Source organism: Moorena sp. SIO3H5 (assembly GCF_010692395.1).
GTDB lineage: Bacteria > Cyanobacteriota > Cyanobacteriia > Cyanobacteriales > Coleofasciculaceae > Moorena.
Genome location: NZ_JAAHHS010000098.1, coordinates 1 through 21,517, shown reverse-complemented (window position 1 = coordinate 21,517; position 21,517 = coordinate 1). Strand labels below are relative to the sequence as shown.

Sequence of the window (21,517 nt, the reverse complement as noted above, 5' to 3'; positions counted from 1 at the left end):
TATCGTACCTTCCGATCTTGAATTTTCAAGGTAACCGTTGTACCAATTGGTCCACGCATCCGTGCTGCCGCTTCATCGAGAGTCATTTCCCTAGTCAACATGCCATCAATTTCTAGGATGTGATCCCGTGGTCGGATACCGGCTAAATCCGCTGGTGATTGAGCAATTGGGGTGATTACTTCTAACTCACCAGTTTCCCCATCAATCGCAATTTGTAGCCCGACACCGGAGAGTTCACCAGAGGTGTTGATTTGCAAACTATGATATTGCTCGGGTCTGAGCAATCGTGTGAAGGGATCCCCAAGACTCCCTAACATTGTTTCTATGGCAGTATAAGTAGCTTCACGATTAGGCAGCCGCTTTTTCAAGGTATTCTGACGTAACGACCACCAATTCTGATGGTTAAAGGTATCATCAACGTAGGATTGAGAAACAATCCGCCAAGCTTGGGAAAAAAGCCTTTGCTCCTGAGAGAAGGCAGCTGCTGTTGGTGTCCACCAGGCAGACAATAGCATGATTGGCAAGGTTAGTAACAGTCCAACCCAGAAGGCTCGTTTGTGCATGATCAAAAATTATTAGAGTACTTGTTAAGTTATATTACCTGTAACCGCTATCAGGTATAATATATCGGCTGTAATCCCCAGAGTTGACAGCAAATTTATGAAGCAGGTCATGTTAAAATTAACATCATGTAACATATAGGCTGTATTCGTTGTAAGTTAGGGAGTTAAACACTCCGACACTCAACGTCTGACGGCAAAATCCTTTCGGAAACTCTGGCCTCATGTTTTCTAAGCAAATCACTGACTCGAAAGTATACGACTGGTTTGAGGAGCGTCTGGAAATTCAGGCACTTTCCGATGACATCACTTCAAAGTACGTACCTCCCCACGTTAATATTTTTTACTGCCTGGGTGGAATTACTCTAACTTGCTTTATAATCCAGTTCGCAACTGGATTTGCCATGACCTTCTACTACAAGCCGACGGTCGCTGAGGCATTTAGCTCTGTACAGTACATTATGACTGAAGTGAGCTTTGGCTGGCTGATCCGCTCTGTTCACCGCTGGTCTGCGAGCATGATGGTGCTGATGATGATTCTGCACGTCTTCCGGGTCTATTTGACTGGTGGTTTCAAGAAGCCCCGTGAACTGACCTGGGTGACAGGGGTAGTTTTAGCAGTAATTACCGTCTCCTTCGGTGTGACTGGCTACTCCTTGCCTTGGGACCAAGTTGGTTACTGGGCGGTCAAGATTGTATCTGGCGTTCCTGAAGCTATTCCCGTAGTTGGTTCTTTAATCGTCGAACTGCTGCGTGGTGGTACTAGTGTAGGTCAGGGAACCCTGAGTCGCTACTACAGCTTACATACCTTTGTTCTACCTTGGTTTATCGCTGTCTTCATGCTGCTACACTTCCTGATGATTCGCAAACAGGGCATTTCTGGTCCTTTGTAAATCTGTACTGACTAAAAGTCAGGAAAGTGTTAAAACTAAATGCAAACCTTCCTGCTGCCACCTGCTTACCTTTACTTATTAAGGAGAATATTTTAAGCAATGTCAGTTCTTAAAAAGCCGGATCTAGACGATCCCATTTTACGTGCCAAACTAGCCAAGGGGATGGGTCATAATTATTATGGCGAACCAGCTTGGCCTAATGACCTCCTCTACGTTTTCCCAGTGGTAATCATGGGTTCCATTGCTTTATGCATTGGTTTAGCTGTGCTGGATCCAGCTCTGATTGGTGAACCAGCAGATCCCTTTGCCACACCTTTAGAAATCCTCCCGGAATGGTATCTATATCCTGTTTTCCAAATTTTGCGCATTCTACCTAATAAACTTTTGGGTATTGCTGCTATGGGATCAGTTCCCTTGGGTCTGATGCTGGTTCCCTTCATCGAAGGTGTGAACAAATTCCAGAACCCATTCCGCCGTCCAGTGGCAATGACGGTATTTTTATTTGGTACCCTATTCACCATCTGGCTTGGTGTTGGTGCTGCCTTACCCATTGATCAGTCTTTGACTTGGGGTCTGTTTTAAGATAAGCCTAACCATCACGCTGATCCTACAACTAGAGTTTCAACTAGAGTTTGTGGGGTTTCCAGTGGTTAGTGATTAGTCCTTTAAAAAAGTTTTTGTCAAAATCCCACGTACTTTGAGCCGTGGGATTTTTGTTTGATAGCAATTTCTCTAATGCTTTTAGAAATAGTTCGAGGCTAAGATAGGTGCATCGAATTCAAAACTAACGAATTTGAGCGACACACAGAAAACCGCATCTAACTACGTATTCATTTTTCTAGAGATTTTTGAGTGTGAAGGGGGCATCCAATCCTACGTCAAAGATATTTTCGAGGCATATTTGTCTGTTGCTGCTAAGTCTGTTAGCAGTTCTAGCGCTGAAATATTTTTGCTGCGGGATGGTCTAGGTTGTGACAATCCCTTTGATGTCTACCCACTCAGATTCCATTACCTGAAAACCAAGCCTCCTGTGCTAGGGCGTGTTCGCTTAACAATAGCGCTATGGTTTTATTTATGGCAAAAACGTCCCAAGCACGTTTTCTGCGGTCATATCAAACTGGCTCCCCTGACTCAGCTGTTGTGCAATAGTTTGGGGATTCCCTATACAGTTTTGACCTATGGCAAAGAGGTTTGGAAACCCTTACCCCTGAAAGAACGTAACGCCCTAGATCGGGCAGCAGGAATTTGGACTATTAGTCGTTACAGTCGCGATCGCGCTTGTGCTGCCAATAACCTAAATCCTGAAAAGGTAAAGATGTTGCCTTGTGCTGTTGATGGGAATAGGTTTACTCCTGGTCCGAAATCACCAGCCTTAATCGAAAAGTATGGTCTGACTGGTGCTAAGGTGCTGATGACCGTTGCCCGTCTGTGGTCTGGGGATATTTATAAAGGAGTAGATGTTACCATTCAAGCACTTCCTGCGATCGCAAAAATCTTTCCAGAGGTTAAATATCTAGTCATTGGTCGTGGTGATGATCAACCGAGACTGGCACAGCTAGCCAAAGATTTGGGTGTTGGGGATCGGGTAGTCTTTGCTGGTTTTGTCCCTACACCAGAATTAGTGGAACACTACCGAGTGGCTGATGCCTACGTCATGCCCTCCCAAGAAGGCTTTGGGATTGTATACCTAGAGGCCATGGCTTGTGGTAAACCTGTCCTTTCTGGGGATTCTGATGGTTCTGCTGATCCCTTGCAAGATGGTCAGCTTGGTTGGCAAGTTCCCTATCGAGACCCCGATGCAGTGGCTGCGGCTTGTATTGAAATTCTCAAGGGAGAGGATCAGCGCTGTGATGGTCAGTGGTTACGAGAACAATCCCTAGGGTTATTTAGTAAAGAGGCTCTGACAAAGCGATTAAAAGAGTTACTCGATTTTGCGTAAACATTGTTCTGATTCCCGTACATCCCCATCCTTGTTAGTAATAAAGCCAGAATCAAGCCTGGGAATAGGGAAAGCTTGGTTTATGGGTTTTCAGCTTTGGGTCAGAAGCCCCTTGCGGAGCATAAGCAGCGAGGGGTGATTTCTATTCAAGTTAAGACTAATCTGAATTAGGATATAACTACCTGATCATATTTGTTATTGTTAAAAGAAAACTGTGAATCAAAATACCCCGAGACAGTTTCAGTTCAACCTGTCAGGTATGGGCTGTTGGCTAGCATTCTTCTTAACTTGTTTCTTGCTAGGGACAGTTGGCTTGGGATGGGTAGTCAATGGTTTTTTGATTTTGATTGCTTTTTTAATCATCTCACCAGTGATTGCCTGGTTTGGAGTTCGCTGGTGGCTCAGACGTAATCTAGTGGAAGATCAATGTCCAGTCTGTGCCTATGAGTTTACTGGGTTTAATAATACCCAGTGTCAGTGCCCCAGTTGCGGGGAAGTTTTGAAGATAGAACAGGGTCGTTTTAACCGCTTAACAGCTCCAGGCACCATTGATGTGGAAGCGGTTGAGGTATCAGTTCAGCAGATTGAAGATTAGAGTAATCGCTAATCACCAATAGACTTCGCCGCAGTTGTCAGGCAAAAGGCTTGCATACAATCATTCTTGAGTGTTGAACTTGTGAAGTACCCCAACCTGCTTGACCTTTGGTCACGCGGGGCGCGTTCGCTGAGGCTGGGGTACCTCACCAATTCATAGCTCCATCTATTCTTTTACGAAGACCGATAGTTCTGCTGCTACAATCATTAATACAAAAAACACTTACCGTGACATAATTACCATCTGGACTACATAGAACATTTAAAATAACTGTATTTCCTATTTTAAAACGTGATTGCCATCCTGGAACAAATTGGACATCTCCGTTATTTACAAAAGTTGTCATTTTTTCTAAAGCTTTATTGGCACAGCTTGACTGACTATTACTACTAACAGCATTCCAACCTGTACTACCTCCATCTCCGAAGCCAGCATAAGCTAATCCTTGGTTTATGGTTATACTTGCAATGGTTGCAACAGATAAAATACTCAGTTTATTCAACATGGCAATATGTTCATATATCTTGTGAATACAACTAAGTATAGTAATTTTATTATTAGATGAATCTAATAATAAAATAATTTTTGTGAAAATAAATTAATATTCATATAGATTTAATTCTGCACGCCGCTATTAGGGAGTTTTAGTGATCGATAAGGTGTAAGGATGCTGTTCACCATTGCGATCGCCGACGTAGAATGAGTAGCTGCCTTGCTCCCAATACCCGGTTTTAACAATATTCGCCCCAGATAAATTATCGGCCTGTGTACATGAGGTACCATTTGGCTCCTGAATCAATAGAGTGGGCTGGCCTTGGCTTTTTAGGTTGAAGCGCAAGTAGGTAAAATCTTGGTTCAAATTAATGACATGATTGGGCTGGGTACTAATCATACCGCATTGGCTCTTATTTGATCCTCCAGAGTTTCCACTAACTACGATGGGATCAGGCTGGAATTCAGGCTGAAGGTTGATGGTTTCGGCGCTGACGACACCAGCGCTACTTAAGCTTACAGCTAGAGTGATCGGAACAATCATCCACTGTGGGAATAGTTTAGTCATTGTCATCCCCTAAAGTCTCGTGATCTATTACTAATACACTTGTTCTAGATTACTTGACTATCTCGACCAAGAATTTGTTTCGCTTTACAATCCCTAAATCACTCCCTATTCTCTACTCCCATTAACCCCAAGGGCAGGGTACCTCACCCAATTGAAAACTGCTATATAATAATGAGGCTGATTTCATCTTAGGAGTCGCGCAAAAATAACTTACCTATTACAGGCTAATTTTGGCCAGGATTGAGGAACGCCATTCCTTGATCAGCAAAAGTTACACCTCTCTATTAGTATGCATAAATGGGAGACTTATTACTGCGCAAATCTTTATTGAGCAAGGAGACTCCCGTTATACCCGTAGGGTTAGCAGGAGACGGGGCCTATAAAGTGCGGACCCAGGTGACCCACACAGCCCCTCAGGAATTGCGAACCCTAGACGTCTCACACGAAATGTGTTAGAAGGTGAGGATGGTTGAAAAAGCTTACCGTTACCGTTTTTACCCAACCCCTGAACAGGAGACTCTGTTGAGGAGAACTCTAGGCTGTGTAAGGCTGGTTTACAACAAAACCTTAGACGCTAGAACAAAAGGATGGTACGAACACCAAAAACGGATTAGTTACAAAGAAACTTCCTCAATGTTGACAGGATGGAAAAAACAGGATGACTTAAAATTTTTAAATGAAGTCAGCTGCGTACCACTTCAACAGGGATTGAGGCATCTTCAAACCGCTTTTACTAATTTCTTTGCGGGTCGGACTAAATATCCCAACTTCAAGAAAAAGCGCAACGGTGGTAATGCAGAGTTTACAAAGTCAGCATTTAAGTGGAAAGATGGTAAAATCTATATTGCCAAATGCAAAGAACCTTTACCTATTCGGTGGAGTCGTCAGTTACCTGTAAGCTGCGAACCAACGACCGTTACAATCAGTCTAGATTCGTCCAATCGTTGGCATATCTCAATCAGGTTTCATGACCATAGAGACTTGAGTTTGCCCCCAACGGATAAACAAGTTGGCTTTGATCTAGGAATTACCAGTCTAATTACAACCAGTGACGGGGATAAAATTGCCAACCCCAAGCATTTCAAAAAGCTAAAGAAAAAACTGGCTAAATACCAAAAAGCTTTGTCGCGAAAACAGAAGGGATCTAACAATCGTCACAAAGCAAGGTTAAAGGTGGCCAGGGTACACGCAAAAATCAAAGACGCTAGAAGAGATTTTACTCACAAGCTAACCACTAAACTGGTCAGAGAAAACCAATTGATTGCATTTGAGGACTTAGCTGTGAAAAATATGCTAAAGAATCACAAACTAGCTCAGGTCATCAGTGATGCTAACTGGGCGGAAATAATCTGTCAGGTCAAGTACAAATCAGAATGGTATAACCGTAAAGCTGTTTCCATTGACAGGTGGTTTCCCAGTAGTAAGTTGTGCTCTGTATGCTTAAATCGCGTCGGATCTTTACCGCTAAACATTCGGGAATGGGATTGCCCATCTTGTAATGCTCACCATGATCGCGACATTAACGCATCAATTAATATTTTGGCGGCAGGGCTTGCCGTTTCAGTCTGTGGAGCGACTGTAAGACCAGCAAGAGAGTAAGTCTCGGAAGGCTAGTGCTAAGAAGCAGAAACCTAAGTCGTGAGTCTTAGGAATCCCCTGCTATAATCGCGAGATTTAGCGGCGGGAGGATGTCAACAGGTGTTTGCCCCAAAAACGGTATCAACCAAAATCTGCTATAATCTCGGAGAATTTGCTTCATGATCCTTGAAATCAGTGTTGAAAGTCATTAAAAAGCAACCATACGCAGCCTGAGTATTGAATATGGCTAGCCCCACTATAAAAACAGGTCAACACCGAGAAGGTAGCTGGTATTTTCCGCTGCGACTCAACTTGGTTCTGCCACTGGTGACTAGGCGTTGCGTGGCAGCGCTTTTGGAAGTCTCGCTGGTAACTACTAGTGCGCTGCTCCCTTACGGGATTGGTTTGTATGCAGAAAAATACTCGAAGGCAGAACCGGTTCCCCTTAACCCAGTGTTGGGGGCAACCCAGAATGCGATCGCAAAAACTCTAGCTTACCCCCGCCTACAACTAACCAAGCGAGTCACTCCCCTGACCAATTTATTTTGGTGTGCTTCCTTAGTGATGCCAGTAGGAGTAACCCTATGGCAACTTTATCTGCTAGGAAAAACTGGTCAAACTACTCCCAAAGGTTGGTTTGGAGTGCGAGTGGTTACCACCTCGGGCAAACCCCCTGGTTTGATGGGTGCGGTGTGGCGTGAGGCAGTGGGACGCTGGGGATTACCACTGGGAAGTGCTTATTTACTATGGCGCTACACTGGAGCCTTTCCTGACTTGGTAATTTTGTTGGGATTGGCAGGATTGATGCTATTGGCAGAGAGTTTTAGTTCTATATTAAATCCTCAACATCGCAGCCTCCACGACTACATAGCCGGAACTTATGTCTCGGATTCCTCTCGGTTGCTCTTGCCGTACTGGTCAAGTTTTGAATCCTTCCCCTCACCAGAGTATGAAGACGTTGAGCTAGAGGAGGACACTGATGGGCAATGGTCTCAAGAGTATGAAGAGGTTGAGCTAGAGGAGGACACTGATGGGCAATGGTCTAATCACCAGGAAGCTACCTCGGATTACCGTAGCGGAACAGTTACTACCATTACCCTGATCTCAAAATCTCAACAGCACTCCCCCAATCTTTGGTTGTGGATGCGCCGACATCCCGGTCTTACACTGGTAATTGTTACCTTTGGCGGCATGGGTTCTGTACTGGGCACGTTTGTGGGAACCCAAATCTATATTCAAAGTCAAGCAAATTGGCGAGCGTTCAATCAGCAGAAAAATCAGGTCTTTCTGAGCTTAGTGAAACAATTAAGCTCCACTGATAGCACTGCTCAAGAAGAACGTTTGGGATCAATTCTGGCTCTAGGTAGGATAGACGACCATCGTGCTGTACCGTTTCTGGTGGATTTGCTGGGTCAGGAAAATACCCCTAGCTTGATTGATACCCTCCAACAAACGTTAGTCAGTAAAGGTGTTCAACCGCTTCCCCATCTACGACTATTGAATCAATCCTTGGCAAACGACCAGAAAACCCTAACCAGGGAAGGTCAAGCTGAGGTTGGGGGAGTGCTAGCGGTGCGGCACCGAGCAACTAAGCAAGCTATCTCGAAAATTCTGACTATCTACGACGGTCAAGTGCATAATGCTAACCTGAGTAATATTAACCTCAGTAAGGTTAATCAGGGTTATGGCTATTTTAATCCAATTCTGGATAACCTGAATTTGTCGGGCATTAATTTCCGCTACGCTAATTTGTCCGGTGCTAATTTCCAGGGTAGTCGCTTCTATGGCCCTGGTGAAGATGAACATTTTGGCACCTTTGATGATTGGGTTAGTGACTTCAGCGGAGCTGATCTCAGGGCAGTTAACCTAACTGGTGCTATTCTCGATAATGTCTTGATGAATCGCACTAATTTAATCGGGGCAACCCTCAACCGAGCAAGGTTTTATAACGGCAGCCTGATCGGTGCTAATCTCAGCAGTGCCCAACTGATTAATGCTGATTTCCGTAGAGCTATTTTAGAAAATGCTAGCCTGACAGGAGCTAATTTGGGGGAAGCAAAATTCAGTCTATCTAGTCTCCATGGTGCTCGTCTCGGTAAAGTTAGTGCTGTGGGCAGTGATTTCTCTTTTGCTGATTTAAGTCAATCAAGCTGGCAGAAAGCAAATCTTTCTAGGGCAAATTTGAGTAATGCTAATCTCAAAAATGTTGATTTAAATTCAACCCAATTAGTAGGGGCTAATTTACGCAATGCTAAGCTGTTTAATGCTAAGCTACGTTACGCTAATCTAAGTGCTGCGGATTTGCGAGGGGCTAATTTAGCTGGAGCAGATTTTAAGGGAGTTACCTTTGCTATGGCTAAACAAACTAAGGGTAATCAATTTATTACCTTGCCTCCACCTAAATCGAATTTAGCCCGGATCAAGGGAGTTGATTTTGCCCATGTTAAAAATTTAGATCAGCAGCAACTTCGCTATATTTGTACCTATGGTGGACATCATCCTCGATGTTTGTAATTTTATTTTAGAGTAGGGAATCGGGAATCGGGAATCGGGAATCGGGAATCGGGAATCGGGAATCGGAAATAAATCCTGTTTACCTCTTAACTCTCAGAAACACTATAAACTTTTAATTCTATAAATTAACCACTGGAAAAATCAAGTAGGGTTATTTTTTTAACAAGAGAAAAAATTAGCGATGCTCTGAAAGATCCGCTAAGCGATCGCATAAATTCAAAAGCTACTGAGTAGATTGACTATCTTCGAGTTGACTTGAGTTGAATGCCCCCTTAACCAGAATAGATTGCTTAATGGATTGCTTTGATTTAAAGTTAACTATCAACAGTTAACAATCTTAGGTGTGTATTAGATTAACACTAGCAATTAAGGGCACTAATTAAGCTATTATAAGCGAGAAACCAGCCATCATTAGAATTAGGTATTGAGGAGTTGAGGAAATGGGTAATACTATTGGATTATTGTCCACAGTAGGAACGCTAGTGCTGGGGAGTCTGGCTAGTTTAATGATTAAGTCGCAACCAGCATTTGCTCAAGCTGCCTACGGAAGTTATGTAGGAATCGGTCCTACGATTGGTATTACAAAGGATGATGATGGAGAAGGTCAGCAAATTGGTGGGGTAATTGCGTTTCGCTACAAATTCCTAGAAATCCCCATTTCCTTCCGGACACAAGCTCTGATTGGTGCTGGCACTGCTATTGTGCCAACAATTTCCTACGATTTCCCCCTCAATTGGCAAACCGATGCTTACTTGGGAGCAGGGGCTGTATTTGCTAGCGGTCGCTCTCCGTCACCAGTGGGAGATAAAACCAGTTTTGCTATACAACCTGGTATTGATTTCGTGCTCCCTAATAGCCAAACGGTTTTGTTTGGTAATGCGATTATTGCTTTTGATGCCTATCGGGATGGTGGCGGCGTCGCTGCCTCTGTTCAAGGTGGATTTGGTCTAAGATTTTAGAGATTTTAAGTTCAAAATAGCCCCGTCCGGTATAGTTTCTTGTTTCATTGCCCAAAACTTGCTCAGTACATCAATTTGCTTTAATCCCACAATTAAATTAAAACCAGGTATGAAAATCCACCAGACTACCAGAGGTTCTGTGAGTCCTTCTTGTCGATACAGTTGGTTAACTGTGCGATAAAGCCTAAACTGAACAATGTAAATCCAAACTATACCGACCAGGGAAAACCAACCAAACCACCCAGGCACATCCGGGTCTAATATCCATAAGGCTTGTGGAACTGCGACACCTAAAAGGAACGGTAATAAGCAAAGGGTACCGGACCAACCAGAATTGTTATAGTGTCGCAACTCTTCCTGAATGATCCACTTGTACCAACCGTAGTACAGCGTTAATGTGGCTACCGATAGCAGCATCACTTTTACCAGAGGACGGGGTTTACCAAGGGGTTGGTCAGACATAAGGCAAAACTATTTCATCGGAACATCACTCTGTCTGTATTGTAAAGTTCCTTAACAAAAATTAATATAATTTAAGGTAGAATGACTAAAGGTTGGACTGAGGTAGAGTAAGAACAAACACCATGGTGAAAGCACAAATTGGGATTATTGGCGGTAGCGGACTTTACAAAATGGCTGCTCTCAAGGATGTGCAGGAGGTACCGATTGACACCCCCTTTGGTCCTCCGTCCGATGCGATGATGGTGGGAACCTTAGAAGGAACTACTGTAGCTTTCCTAGCTCGTCATGGTCGCAATCATCATCTGATGCCTTCCGAGTTACCCTTCCGAGCCAATATCTATGCCATGAAGCAGTTAGGTGTAGAGTATATCATCTCTGCCTCAGCAGTGGGTTCTCTGCAGGAAGAGGTCAAACCCTTAGATATGTTGGTACCGGATCAGTTTATTGACCGGACGAAGAATCGGGTTTCCACCTTTTTCGGGGACGGGATTGTGGCTCATATTGGGTTTGGACACCCGGTGTGCAACCAACTGGCAGGAATTTTAGTGGATGCGATCGCAAGTTTGGAGTTACCAGAGGTTACCGTACATAACGGTGGCACTTATCTGTGCATGGAAGGGCCAGCATTTTCCACCATGGCCGAATCTAATCTGTACCGGAGTTGGGGCGCACAAGTAATTGGCATGACCAATTTGCCAGAGGCCAAGTTAGCACGGGAGGCAGAAATTGCCTATGCTACCCTAGCCCTAGTCACCGATTATGATTGCTGGCATGAGGAGCATGACCATGTCACCGTGAACATGATACTTGATAATCTACAGCGCAATGCGATTAATGCTCAGAAGGTGATTCAAGAGACAGTGCGCCGGTTAGTTGATAATCCACCCGTTTCTAAAGCCCATTCCGCCTTGAAGCATGCTATTTTCACTCCCTTAGATCAAGCTCCAGAAGCAACTAAGGAGAAGTTGGAGTTGATATTGCGGAAGTATTTGTGAAATAGCCCAGGGAACAGGGAACAGGGAATAGGGAATAGGGAATAGGGAGCAGGGAGCAGTAGGAAAGAGTTTGGATAATTTTTTGGTGTTAGAGGTACAAGGGAACAGGGAGCAGGGAGCAGGGAGCAGTAGGAAAGACCTTGGAAAATTTTTTGGTGTTATAAAAAAGCGATGCAGTCAGCCAAAGGGGGTCTTCACAACTCTTACTCCCCACACTTCCCACCCTCCGCACACTCCCCGCGCCCCCGCCCCACACTCCCTACTCCCTACTCCCTACTCCCTACTCCCTGCTCCCTGCTCCCTGGTCCCTGCTCCCTGTTCCCTGTTCCCTAAAACCCAATAATTTATACCTCACCCCAATAATAATTAATAATTAATAATTGCTATTAAAAATGAGAAATGATCTACAGCAATCCCTAAGTCGAAGTTATATAGACCCCTCAACTCTGAGTATTTTCCAAAGAATTCTGTTAACGACAGATGGCACAGTAACAGATATGTTGGAAGCCTATCTGTTTGAACAAATTCGTCTAGTTAAGTTGTCAGAAGAATTGGTGACAACAACTGATGATATCGACCCAATGCAATTAAATAAAGGAAGCTCAGTACTTGATAGGAAAATACTATTACAGGGTAAAATAAGTCGCAAGAATTATATCTATGCTGAGTCAATTATTGTTATTGATCGTCTAGATGATTACTTTCAAAAAGATTTACTTAAAACTAAAACCCCCATTGGCAAAATCTGGCGAGAGCAGAGATTTGAGACCTTTAAAGAAATTGTGGATACTGGAAAAAAGCCTGCTAACGAATTAGCTGATTATTTCGAGATTGAACCGGAAGCAAATTTACTGTTTCGTACCTATTGCGTCTTTTCTAATCGCCAATCAGTGATGATGATTAGTGAATATTTTCCTGAAAGCTATTTTTTGAATAGGCTATAGGGATTAGGGAGTAGGGAGTAGGGAGTAGGGAGTCGGGAGTCGGGAGTCGGGAGTCGGGAGTCGGGAGTCGGGAGTCGGGAATCGGGAGTCGGGAGTCGGGAATCGGGAGTCGGGAGTCGGGAAGCTTGATTAACTCTTGCCTTTTCCAAAGGGATTCTGTTCACAACTCAAATGGAAATGCTAAATGAAACTAACCGGACAGCAATATCAACAATTAACGAATGCTTTACTTGAGGCTTTCCCATCAAAAATAAGACTTGCTGAATTAGTTCAATATAAATTCAGTAAAAATCTAGATTCTATTGCGATGGGAGACGACTTAAAAGAAATTGTATTTAAGTTAATTAAAGCTGCCCAAGCAGAAGGATGGGTTGATAAATTAATTGCAGGTGCCCGTGAATCAAATCCAGATAACCCAGCCTTATTCGCCTTTGCCCAGGAGTTCAATCTTGCGATTGCTATGCCGCAACCGTTATCAGCAAGAGGTAGATTAGAAAGACTGATTAAGAAAAGCAATTCTTTTTTAGATGTAAATCGGTGGCGGGAAAGGTTAGGTCAAATTGAAGGGCAAGTCTGTCGTGTCGAAGTTACGAATAACGATAATAGTCGTGAATTTGGGACAGGTTTTCTGATTGCGCCCAATGTGGTTATTACGAATTACCATGTGGTGGAATCGGTAATTTTAAAACAACCAACGTCTAGTAATGTTATCCTGCGTTTTGACTACAAGCAGTTAGGGGATGGCAAAATTATTAACCCAGGTACAGAGTATCGCTTAGTAGAGGATGACTGGTTAATTGATCACAGTCCTTATACTAACAATCCATTACCAACTGCTGACGAATTGGATTATGCCTTGCTGAGAGTAGATGGAGTTCCTGGGGAAGAACCGATAGGGAAAAATCCCGATCCCAATTCTCCAAAGCGCCAGTGGATTGAGTTACCACAAGAGCCCTATTATCAGTTTGTGCCCGATACTCCACTGTTTATCGTCCAGCATCCCAAGGCGGAACCCTTAAAAATAGCCTTTGATACTGAGGCTATTATTACTATTAACGAGAATGGGACAACGGTTAAGTATAAAACCAATACCGAACCCGGTTCCTCTGGTTCTCCATGTTTTGATATTAACTGGAATTTAGTAGCCCTGCATCATAGTGGTGACCCAAGCTGGAAACCTAGTTATAACGCTGGTAGTCCCTTCAGTGCTATTTGTGCGCGTTTAGAGAAGCAAGGGTTATTGACAAATTTACTTAAGGGTGAAGCAATGTGGTAAATGGTTGTCTGAACCTGTAAGCCACCACTAGGTTGCCAAATACCAGCAAATAAAGGAAAATTTACGGAACTCGGTATAATCAGAGTGTAGATACTTAATTAGAGTCAGACGACTATTAAGTTCTATTTTTCACAGGTATTGAAGTAACCATCAATGAATGCTGGAAATCCCCCTGGTTATCTCCTCGCGCAGATAGAGTCAGCACTGTGTAGTGCTTTCCCTAGTGAAATTCAATTAGCAATGATGCTACGACATCAATTCAGTCAAAATCTGGCACAGGTGGCTAGTGGTGGCAATTTGACGGAAATTGTTTACAAAGTAGTACAAGAATTTCAGAGTAGCAATAGTTTAGAAAAATTAATTAAGAAAGCCCTTAAAGAAAATCCCAAGAATGCTGAGTTAAAGGCAATCAAGGAAAAATTTGAAATTACAACTAGTTTAGTCAATATATTGCTTCCTTTAGAAAACAACTTTATGAAGCAAATGCAACAGGCTTATAAAGCTTGTTGTCCTAATAACTTATTAGATGATTCGGCAGAGGAAATCCCTGAAAGTTTAGAGGAAATTCTAGAAAGTTTAGATAAAATACCTCAATACTACAATGATCAGGAAATACCTATTATACAATTTGGCGCTCGTTTATTAAAAACTGAAGATATTCCCAACCCAATTGGTGATCAACTAAAGCAATGGTTAGAAAAAAATGCCAAGCATGATTTGAGCCCTGGGACGGCGAGGACTGGGAAAAAATCCTGTAAAACCACCCATATCCTCCACCTCTCGGACCTCCATATCACCAGCAGTGAGCAAGCTACCCTTTGGTCAAACCAACTTGCCGAAGACCTCATCAAAGACCTTGACATCCCTAACCTTGATGCTTTGATCCTATCCGGTGATATCGCTAATTATTCCACCGCCGAAGAATACGACGCTGCAGAACAGTTTCTTGACAACCTCCGCAAAGACTTTCCCCTAGACCCAGAGAAAATTGTTCTAGTTCCCGGTAACCATGACCTCAATTGGACACTAGCAGAAGAGGCTTATGATTTACACGATCGCGAAAAATACCAAGGTAAACTCAAACAGGGTCACCAGATCAAACGTGAAGAGCTGATCCCACTCAGAGACAAAGCCAAATGCCAACAACGCTTTGCCCACTTCAGCCAATTCTATGAAACTATCAAAGATCAACCCTATCCCCTGGAGTATGACCAGCAAGCCATTATCGACCATCTCCCAAAGCAAAACTTGCTGATCCTAGGACTAAACTCAGCTTGGGAACTGGATAAGTACTTGAGAGCTCCTGCTAGCATCCACCGAATTGCTCTGACCAATGCCCTAAACCAGATTCGCCGTAACCCAGACTACCTAAACTGCCCATTGAAAATAGCGGTTTGGCACCATCCCCTCAATAGTGACGGAAGCGATCGCATTACTGACCAAGGATTCATCCAACGATTGGCCGTTGCTGGATTCCGCTTCTTCCTCCACGGACATATCCATAAAGCCGAAACCAGCCTTTTCCGTTACGACCTCAGCCCAAGTGGACGCAAACTCGACGGAATTTGTGCTGGCACCTTTGGCGCACCGACCGTTGAACTACGATCCGGTTATCCTTGGCAATATAATCTACTGAAAATTAACGATAAACAGCTCACTGTCCACACTCGCCGTCGCGAAGAAGAAAATGGTGCTTGGAAACCTGATTCACGCTGGAGTCAGGGTCCGGGAAAAAGTGCTTTGGATTATTATTATATTGAATTGTAATCAGTTTTTGGCAAATCTATCCCTTAAACTATTGAAGTAACTGTAAATGAATGGTGGACATACCCCTGGTTATCTCCTCGCGCAGATAGAGTCAGCACTGTGTCGTGCTTTCCCTAGTAAGACCAAATTAGCAATGATGCTACAACATCAATTCAGTAAAAATCTGGAAGAAGTGGCTCGTGGTGAAAATTTTACTGAAATTGTTTACAAAGTAGTACAATATTTTCAGACTAGGAATAGGTTAAAAAAATTAATTAATAAAGCCCTTAAAGAAAATCCCGATAATCCTGAATTAAAGGCAATCAATGAAAAATATAAAATTACGATTAGTTTAGTCAAGCTATTGCGTCCTTTAGAAAAAAACTTTATCAACCAAATGCAACAGGCTTATCAAGCTTGTTGTCCCGATAAATTATGGGAGGATTGGGAAGATGAACTTCCTGACAGTTTAGCTGAAATTATAGGAAATTTGGATGATATACCTCAACCAAATGATGATGAAAAACCTATTGTAAAATTTGTCGCTCGTTTATTTAAAACTGGAGATATTCCCGAGAAAACTGCTAAAGAACTCAAGCAATGGATAACAGAAAATGCTAATAACCCTTCTGATGTATTATCTCCGAGTAACAGTGACTCTCAAAATCATCAGCAACAAAATTTAGATGCACAACCTTATCTGCTTGTCAAGCTATATTCCAGTAAGCAATATCAGCAACAACGTCAACCTAGTTATTTAGTCTCAGCTTGGTTCATTCCTGACATAAATAATTATAATTACTTACTAAATCATGAAAACTGTAAATTTTTACAGACTCCACCAGCTGATGGAGAATCTGAACAAGATATATTTTATATTGAAGACTTGCCCAAGTTAATAGATTTTTTTCTAGATCAATTAATTCACTATTCTAGGGAATATTACCGTCAACCAATCCTTGTATTTTTCTTACCTTATCAACTGTTGTTGAACTATGAAATTGAAAAATTTGAAATTCAAGATGATGATAATTTGCCAATTCCTATTGGTAGCGAGTATTGCGTAATTTTTAGATCTGTGAAACGTTTAAAAAACTATCGTCATCAAAGCCAATGGTTAAGAAAATGGAAACATATCCAAAATAGTAATAAAACTATATGCTTAAATAACTTTGCTTTTAGCAATTTTGAGGATTGGCAGGAATTATATGCTTATGTGAAACAAAACGATGCAATAGGTTTAAAATTACATCAACCCCCATGTGATCAGATATTGAAAGTTATTGATAGGACGGCAATACCCGTTACTTTATGGCTCAGACAAAATAATTTTACAACTATAAATTGTCAACAGGCTCTCGAGCAATTACTCAATTGTCAAATAAATCAGCTTCCCGAAAAGGTAAAAGAACAACGTTTACAAGCTTTTCCCAAAGGCAATAAACAAGAACATATCGGACACCATCTTGCTCTTTTGTGGGAAGACCCCGATCTACTACCACCCCAGATTAACTATACAACCCTATGACATCTTGGAAAATCTTTCGCGGAACTCCCGAACAACCCCACAATGGCATTGAACGCCTTCCTGAGCCTCCTAGTTGGCGGAAATTTGACAAAAAAGAACGGGGTAAAACCTATCAGACCAGGCCAAAGGAAATAGAGTTAGTCAATGCAGCGTTGTATCTGCGTCGTCCTTTATTAGTAACGGGAAAACCAGGCACAGGAAAAACATCTTTGGTCTATGCAGTCGCTCAAGAGTTAAAATTAGGAAAGGTCTTACGTTGGAATATTACCACTCGCTCCCATTTACAGCAAGGACTTTATAGTTATGATGCCATTGGTAGATTACAAGATGCTCAAGGCAGCGACAAGGATAATTTAGCAGACATTGGTAAGTATATTCAATTGGGTCCCTTGGGAACAGCGTTACTATCTTCAACTTACCCCAGGGTATTATTAATTGATGAAATGGATAAAAGCGATATTGATTTACCCAATGATTTATTGACTATTTTTGAGGAAGGAGAATTTGAAATCCCGGAATTAACACGACTAGGTGACCAGTTCCCAAACATTGATGTCAAAACCTGGGATAATCAAAAGACAACCATCCCCAGGGGAAAAGTGACCTGTAAAGCCTTTCCCTTTGTAATCCTTACTAGTAACGGAGAGAAGGCATTTCCTCCGGCTTTTTTACGGCGCTGTTTACGATTAGATTTACCGGAACCAACTCCCGAGGAATTAGAAGCGATTGTCAAAGCTCACTTAGGGGATAGTATTGAACAAGCAGAACCGATTATTAAAACGTTTATCGAGCGACGGCAGAAAGGAGACTTGGCTACAGACCAATTGCTCAATGCCATTTATCTGTTAACTAACACATTTAATACAGAGGATGCTCCCATGGTTGACTCTCAAGACGAAGACAAAGACCAGAAAAAAGCAAAGTTAATTGACCAATTGCTACGGTACCTCAGTAGTATATAGTGTTTATAATACCTATGAGGTAAACAGGATTTTTTGACTCTTGTCTCTTGCCTGCTCCCTGCTCCCTGCTCCCTGCTCCCTAAAACCCAGAGATTTGTAGGTCATGATTAGAAGAATTGCTATATAAGGGATATGCTTGAAGAAGCGATCGCTATTCTACAACAAGCAGGATTTGATTTAACTGCTCGGGAAATAGCAGAAATTTTCTGGTTGGCTGTTCATCTAGACGAGTCAATACAAGAGTCAGAAGCATCAACTCTATCCCAATACCAATCACAGAAAGCGCCAAATAAAAATTCAGATATCCAAGCAGATACGCACAAATCATCACCTGATAAAAAACGTGGTGCTGATCTTTATCAACCCTCTTCCCAACCTAAAAATGGAGAAGCAATTCCGATTAAAGTTCCAGCAGCGGTAGCATTGAGAAATACTCTGGCGTTGGGACGGGCACTTCGTCCGTTAATGGGGAAAGTCCCATCTGCTACAGAAACAATATTGGATGAAGAAGCTACTGTTTACCAAATTGCCGAATCAAACATTTGGCTTCCAGTTCTGAAACCTGCTTCCGAACGATGCTTAGAGTTAGCCTTGGTGGTTGAAAAAACTAGTTCAACTGCGGTTTGGAAACAGACAATTACTGAACTGCAACATTTAGTCAAGCATCATGGTGCGTTTCGGGATGTACGCACTTGGGAATTAACGATTACTGAAACGGAAGACATCAATCAACCAAAGGTAGACTTATTTCCTCAAACTAGCACGGGATGTTATGATTCCACTCCTCATCCTCCCCAGGTATTAATTGACCCGAAGAAACAACGTTTAATTTTATTGGTGAGTGATTGTATTTCTGTGGCTTGGCGCAGACAGTTAATTCATCCAGTGCTAGAATTGTGGGGACGCCATGGTTTAATTACTATCCTTCAGCTACTCCCTGAACGGCTTTGGGAACGCACGGCTTTAGCTTCAGAAACACCAGTGCAACTGCATTCTCTTAGTCCTGGAGTTGTCAATTCTCAGTTTATTGTTAAACCTTGGGATGAAGATGATATTGAGTATAAATCTTCCTCTGTCAATGTTCCCGTCGTTACGTTAGAACCCTACCCACTACTGGCGTGGTCACAGGTAATAGCAGGTCAGGGGAATGTTAGTACAGTGGGGTTTAACTTTGATGTATCCGAAAACTCCCAAGCAGAGAGAAGAGCGCTAGATAGTGAACCTAGTCAAGCCCAACTCGAAGCACCAGCATTAGTTAGTCGATTTCGTGCTACGGCTTCTCCGATGGCGCGTCGGTTAGCTGGATTAATGGCAGCTGCTCCGGTTAGTTTACCTGTAGTGCAACTCATTCAGCAAACCCTGCTACCCAAATCCGCCCAAATTCATGTAGCGGAGGTGTTTATGAGTGGACTGCTCCAGTCTATAACCCCTGTAGACCAAGATTCAAATCCTGATTATATTGAGTACGAATTTAAGCCAGGGGTAAGGGAGTTATTAGTAGATTCTGTACCAATTACTAAAACCCTTTCAGTTATTGATAAAGTATCTGAGTTTGTTGCTAATCAATTAGGGTTATCAGTAAAAGACTTTGAAGCACGTTTAGTTAGACCAACAACTGCAAGTAATGATTGGTTAGACCAAAAAATTCGTCCCTTTGCACAGATAAAGGGTGAAGTTTTAGGGCGATTAGGAGTGGAGTATGCTCGTTTTGCTGAAGAACTTATTAAAAATGAAGAGTTAACAGAAGAAGACAATAGTGAGAATAATCAAACTGCTCCTAGCATATCAAAAATCTTTACTACCTCAGCATATACCCCTGGTTATCTCCTCAAGCATATAAATTCAGCACTGTGTAGTGCTTTTCCTACTAAAAGTGAATTAGAAATGATGCTACGATATCAATTCAATATAAATCTTGAAGAGGTGGCTCGTGGGGTAAATTTTACTGAAATTGTTTACCAAGTAGTAGCATATTTTTATACTAGGAATAGGTTAGAAAAATTAATTAATAAAGCACTTAACGTAAATCCAGATAATCCTGATTTAAAGGCAATCAAAGAAAAATTTAAAATTACAACTATTTTAGTCAAAATATTGCTTCCTTTAGAAAAAAACTTTATCAACCAAATGCAACAGGCTTATCAAGCTTGTTGTCCCGATCAATTATTTGATGATTGGGAAGATGATACCCCGGATAATTTATATAAAATCCTAGAAAATTTGGATAATATACCTAAATACAATTATCAAGAAATACCTATTGTAAAATTTGTTTATTGTTTATTAAAAACTGGAGAAATCCCCAATATAATTGCTGCTCAACTCAAGGAATGGATAAAAGAAAACGCTAAGAACTATTCTGATTTATTAGCTAATGAAGATTTCACAGAAGAAGTCAATAGTGATGCTCAACATAATTCCCCAAAAAATGCTCAAGTTTTACAGCAATTAAGCTATGCTAATTTGGTTCGACCCCCCCTCGCCTTAAACAAGTTTTCCTCAGCTAATCCCTCAGAGTTAAAGCAGTTTTCCTTTGAAGTAGTAACAGTTAACCGTAAAGGAGTAATAATCAAGAAAGAAAATAAGCAAGCAAATTACTTCACTCAAGATCTCGGGAATGGAATAGACCTAGAGATGCTGTATATCCCAGAAGGACGCTTCTTAATGGGTTCCCCGGAAAGTGAGAAGGGAAGTGATGACAGCGAAAGACCTCACCACCAAGTAACCATCCCACCCTTCTTCCTGGGGAAATATCCGGTCACCCAGGCGCAATGGCGAGCTGTGGCCAACCTACCAAAAATTAACCGGGACTTAGATCCAGACCCTTCGAGATTTAAAGGGGAGAATCGACCAGTAGAGCAAGTAAACTGGTTTGATGCGGTGGAATTTTGCGTACGCCTTTCCGACTATACAGGAACGGAATACAGATTACCGAATGAAGCGGAATGGGAATACGCCTGTAGAGCAGGAACTACCACGCCCTTCCATTATGGAGAGACCATAACCAGTAAATTAGCTAATTATCGTGCTTCCTATACTTATGCAGAGGAAGCAGAAGGGGAATATCGAGGAGAAAGCACCCCAGTAGGAAGTTTTCCCCCCAATGGCTTTGGCTTATACGATATGCATGGCAATGTTTGGGAGTGGTGTGAGGATGCTTTCCATGATAATTACGAAGGAGCCCCGGAAGATGGGAGTGTCTGGACTATTTATAATAATCATAATTATTATTATCTGCGAGGCGGCTCCTGGTTCTACTATCCTTGGCTTTGCCGTTCTGCCTCCCGCATTCTCTATAACGCGCGCGGTAGCATCGACCTCGATGTCGGTTTTCGTGTGGCTAGGGGTGTTGGGAGGAGCTAGCCCTTGCGCAAGTCACAAGTTAGAAGTCAGAACTCAAAAGTAAGCTAGGACTAGGTTTAAGAGTTTAGAAATGTCCTAATCTTAATGCGTAGTGCTATACCAATAAAAAAAAATCGGTCAAGTTGTGGTTAACCCCAATGCTA

At 42.3% G+C, this 21,517-nt stretch carries 19 protein-coding genes and 1 pseudogene; 15 read left to right on the top strand and 5 right to left on the bottom strand.

The annotated features are described in order from the left end of the window. Nucleotides 1–563 (bottom strand): PDZ domain-containing protein (locus tag F6K52_RS13530; RefSeq protein WP_293078307.1); only part of this gene is annotated, 563 nt, incomplete at its 3' end. 221 nt (nucleotides 564–784) lie between these two features. Here F6K52_RS13530 and petB point away from each other — a divergent pair. The 4 genes from petB to F6K52_RS13510 all read left to right on the top strand — a co-directional run bounded on the left by petB (nucleotide 785) and on the right by F6K52_RS13510 (nucleotide 3,987). Further along, nucleotides 785–1,453: a cytochrome b6 gene (gene petB, locus F6K52_RS13525; protein WP_070391575.1), complete on the top strand. Its 669-nt coding sequence runs from the start codon at nucleotides 785–787 to the stop codon at nucleotides 1,451–1,453. Nucleotides 1,454–1,552: 99 nt separating this feature from the next. Beyond that, complete coding sequence (petD, locus tag F6K52_RS13520; protein WP_293078305.1) at nucleotides 1,553–2,035, top strand: cytochrome b6-f complex subunit IV; 483 nt, start codon at nucleotides 1,553–1,555, stop codon at nucleotides 2,033–2,035. 211 nt (nucleotides 2,036–2,246) lie between these two features. Beyond that, nucleotides 2,247–3,392 carry a glycosyltransferase family 4 protein gene (locus F6K52_RS13515; protein ID WP_293078303.1) on the top strand — a complete coding sequence of 382 codons (1,146 nt, stop codon included), beginning with the start codon at nucleotides 2,247–2,249 and terminating at the stop codon, nucleotides 3,390–3,392. Nucleotides 3,393–3,606: 214 nt separating this feature from the next. Then, nucleotides 3,607–3,987 (top strand): hypothetical protein, encoded by a 381-nt coding sequence (locus F6K52_RS13510; RefSeq protein ID WP_293078300.1) that lies wholly within the window; start codon nucleotides 3,607–3,609, stop codon nucleotides 3,985–3,987. Between the two features lie 145 nt (nucleotides 3,988–4,132). On the opposite strand, the gene F6K52_RS13505 is transcribed toward F6K52_RS13510, so the two are convergent. Continuing rightward, complete coding sequence (locus F6K52_RS13505) at nucleotides 4,133–4,492, bottom strand: hypothetical protein (protein ID WP_293078297.1); 360 nt, start codon at nucleotides 4,490–4,492, stop codon at nucleotides 4,133–4,135. A gap of 129 nt (nucleotides 4,493–4,621) precedes the next feature. Further along, complete coding sequence (locus tag F6K52_RS13500; protein ID WP_293078295.1) at nucleotides 4,622–5,047, bottom strand: hypothetical protein; 426 nt, start codon at nucleotides 5,045–5,047, stop codon at nucleotides 4,622–4,624. 465 nt (nucleotides 5,048–5,512) lie between these two features. Here F6K52_RS13500 and F6K52_RS13495 point away from each other — a divergent pair. From F6K52_RS13495 to F6K52_RS13485, 3 genes and pseudogenes are all read left to right on the top strand, one after another. Beyond that, nucleotides 5,513–6,689 (top strand): annotated as a pseudogene (locus F6K52_RS13495) (RNA-guided endonuclease TnpB family protein). A 179-nt stretch (nucleotides 6,690–6,868) separates the two neighbouring features. Further along, nucleotides 6,869–9,139, top strand: coding sequence for a pentapeptide repeat-containing protein (locus F6K52_RS13490; protein WP_293078293.1), 2,271 nt, complete (start codon nucleotides 6,869–6,871; stop codon nucleotides 9,137–9,139). 440 nt (nucleotides 9,140–9,579) lie between these two features. Continuing rightward, nucleotides 9,580–10,098, top strand: coding sequence for a hypothetical protein (locus F6K52_RS13485; protein WP_293078291.1), 519 nt, complete (start codon nucleotides 9,580–9,582; stop codon nucleotides 10,096–10,098). Here the strand turns inward: F6K52_RS13485 and F6K52_RS13480 are convergent. Beyond that, nucleotides 10,087–10,560: a hypothetical protein gene (locus F6K52_RS13480; RefSeq protein WP_293078289.1), complete on the bottom strand. Its 474-nt coding sequence runs from the start codon at nucleotides 10,558–10,560 to the stop codon at nucleotides 10,087–10,089. The two genes, F6K52_RS13485 and F6K52_RS13480, sit on opposite strands and share 12 nt — an antisense overlap. Before the next feature lie 122 nt (nucleotides 10,561–10,682). Between F6K52_RS13480 and F6K52_RS13475 the strand changes: the two genes are divergently transcribed. From F6K52_RS13475 to F6K52_RS13465, 3 genes are all read left to right on the top strand, one after another. After that, nucleotides 10,683–11,555, top strand: a complete 873-nt coding sequence (locus F6K52_RS13475) for an S-methyl-5'-thioadenosine phosphorylase (RefSeq protein ID WP_293078287.1) — start codon at nucleotides 10,683–10,685, stop codon at nucleotides 11,553–11,555. 171 nt (nucleotides 11,556–11,726) lie between these two features. Continuing rightward, nucleotides 11,727–11,888, top strand: coding sequence for a hypothetical protein (locus tag F6K52_RS13470; protein ID WP_293078285.1), 162 nt, complete (start codon nucleotides 11,727–11,729; stop codon nucleotides 11,886–11,888). A 59-nt stretch (nucleotides 11,889–11,947) separates the two neighbouring features. Further along, nucleotides 11,948–12,499, top strand: coding sequence for a chorismate pyruvate-lyase family protein (locus F6K52_RS13465; protein ID WP_293078283.1), 552 nt, complete (start codon nucleotides 11,948–11,950; stop codon nucleotides 12,497–12,499). On the opposite strand, the gene F6K52_RS13460 is transcribed toward F6K52_RS13465, so the two are convergent. Then, nucleotides 12,478–12,663 carry a hypothetical protein gene (locus tag F6K52_RS13460; RefSeq protein WP_293078281.1) on the bottom strand — a complete coding sequence of 62 codons (186 nt, stop codon included), beginning with the start codon at nucleotides 12,661–12,663 and terminating at the stop codon, nucleotides 12,478–12,480. The genes F6K52_RS13465 and F6K52_RS13460 overlap by 22 nt on opposite strands. 20 nt (nucleotides 12,664–12,683) lie before the next feature. Here F6K52_RS13460 and F6K52_RS13455 point away from each other — a divergent pair, with 20 nt between their 5' ends. The 5 genes from F6K52_RS13455 to F6K52_RS13435 all read left to right on the top strand — a co-directional run bounded on the left by F6K52_RS13455 (nucleotide 12,684) and on the right by F6K52_RS13435 (nucleotide 21,374). Then, nucleotides 12,684–13,775, top strand: a complete 1,092-nt coding sequence (locus F6K52_RS13455) for an effector-associated domain EAD1-containing protein (RefSeq protein WP_293078279.1) — start codon at nucleotides 12,684–12,686, stop codon at nucleotides 13,773–13,775. A 153-nt stretch (nucleotides 13,776–13,928) separates the two neighbouring features. Continuing rightward, complete coding sequence (locus F6K52_RS13450; protein WP_293078277.1) at nucleotides 13,929–15,542, top strand: effector-associated domain EAD1-containing protein; 1,614 nt, start codon at nucleotides 13,929–13,931, stop codon at nucleotides 15,540–15,542. Between the two features lie 46 nt (nucleotides 15,543–15,588). Continuing rightward, the gene (locus tag F6K52_RS13445; protein WP_293078275.1) at nucleotides 15,589–17,049 is read left to right on the top strand and encodes an effector-associated domain EAD1-containing protein; all 1,461 of its coding nucleotides are present in this window, start codon (nucleotides 15,589–15,591) and stop codon (nucleotides 17,047–17,049) included. Then, a complete protein-coding gene (locus tag F6K52_RS13440) occupies nucleotides 17,046–18,011 on the top strand; it encodes a MoxR family ATPase (protein WP_293078244.1) in 966 nt (321 codons plus the stop codon). The genes F6K52_RS13445 and F6K52_RS13440 overlap by 4 nt, the downstream gene beginning before the upstream one ends. Nucleotides 18,012–18,143: 132 nt before the next feature. Continuing rightward, nucleotides 18,144–21,374, top strand: coding sequence for an SAV_2336 N-terminal domain-related protein (locus F6K52_RS13435; protein ID WP_364417509.1), 3,231 nt, complete (start codon nucleotides 18,144–18,146; stop codon nucleotides 21,372–21,374). Nucleotides 21,375–21,517: the final 143 nt, after the last annotated feature.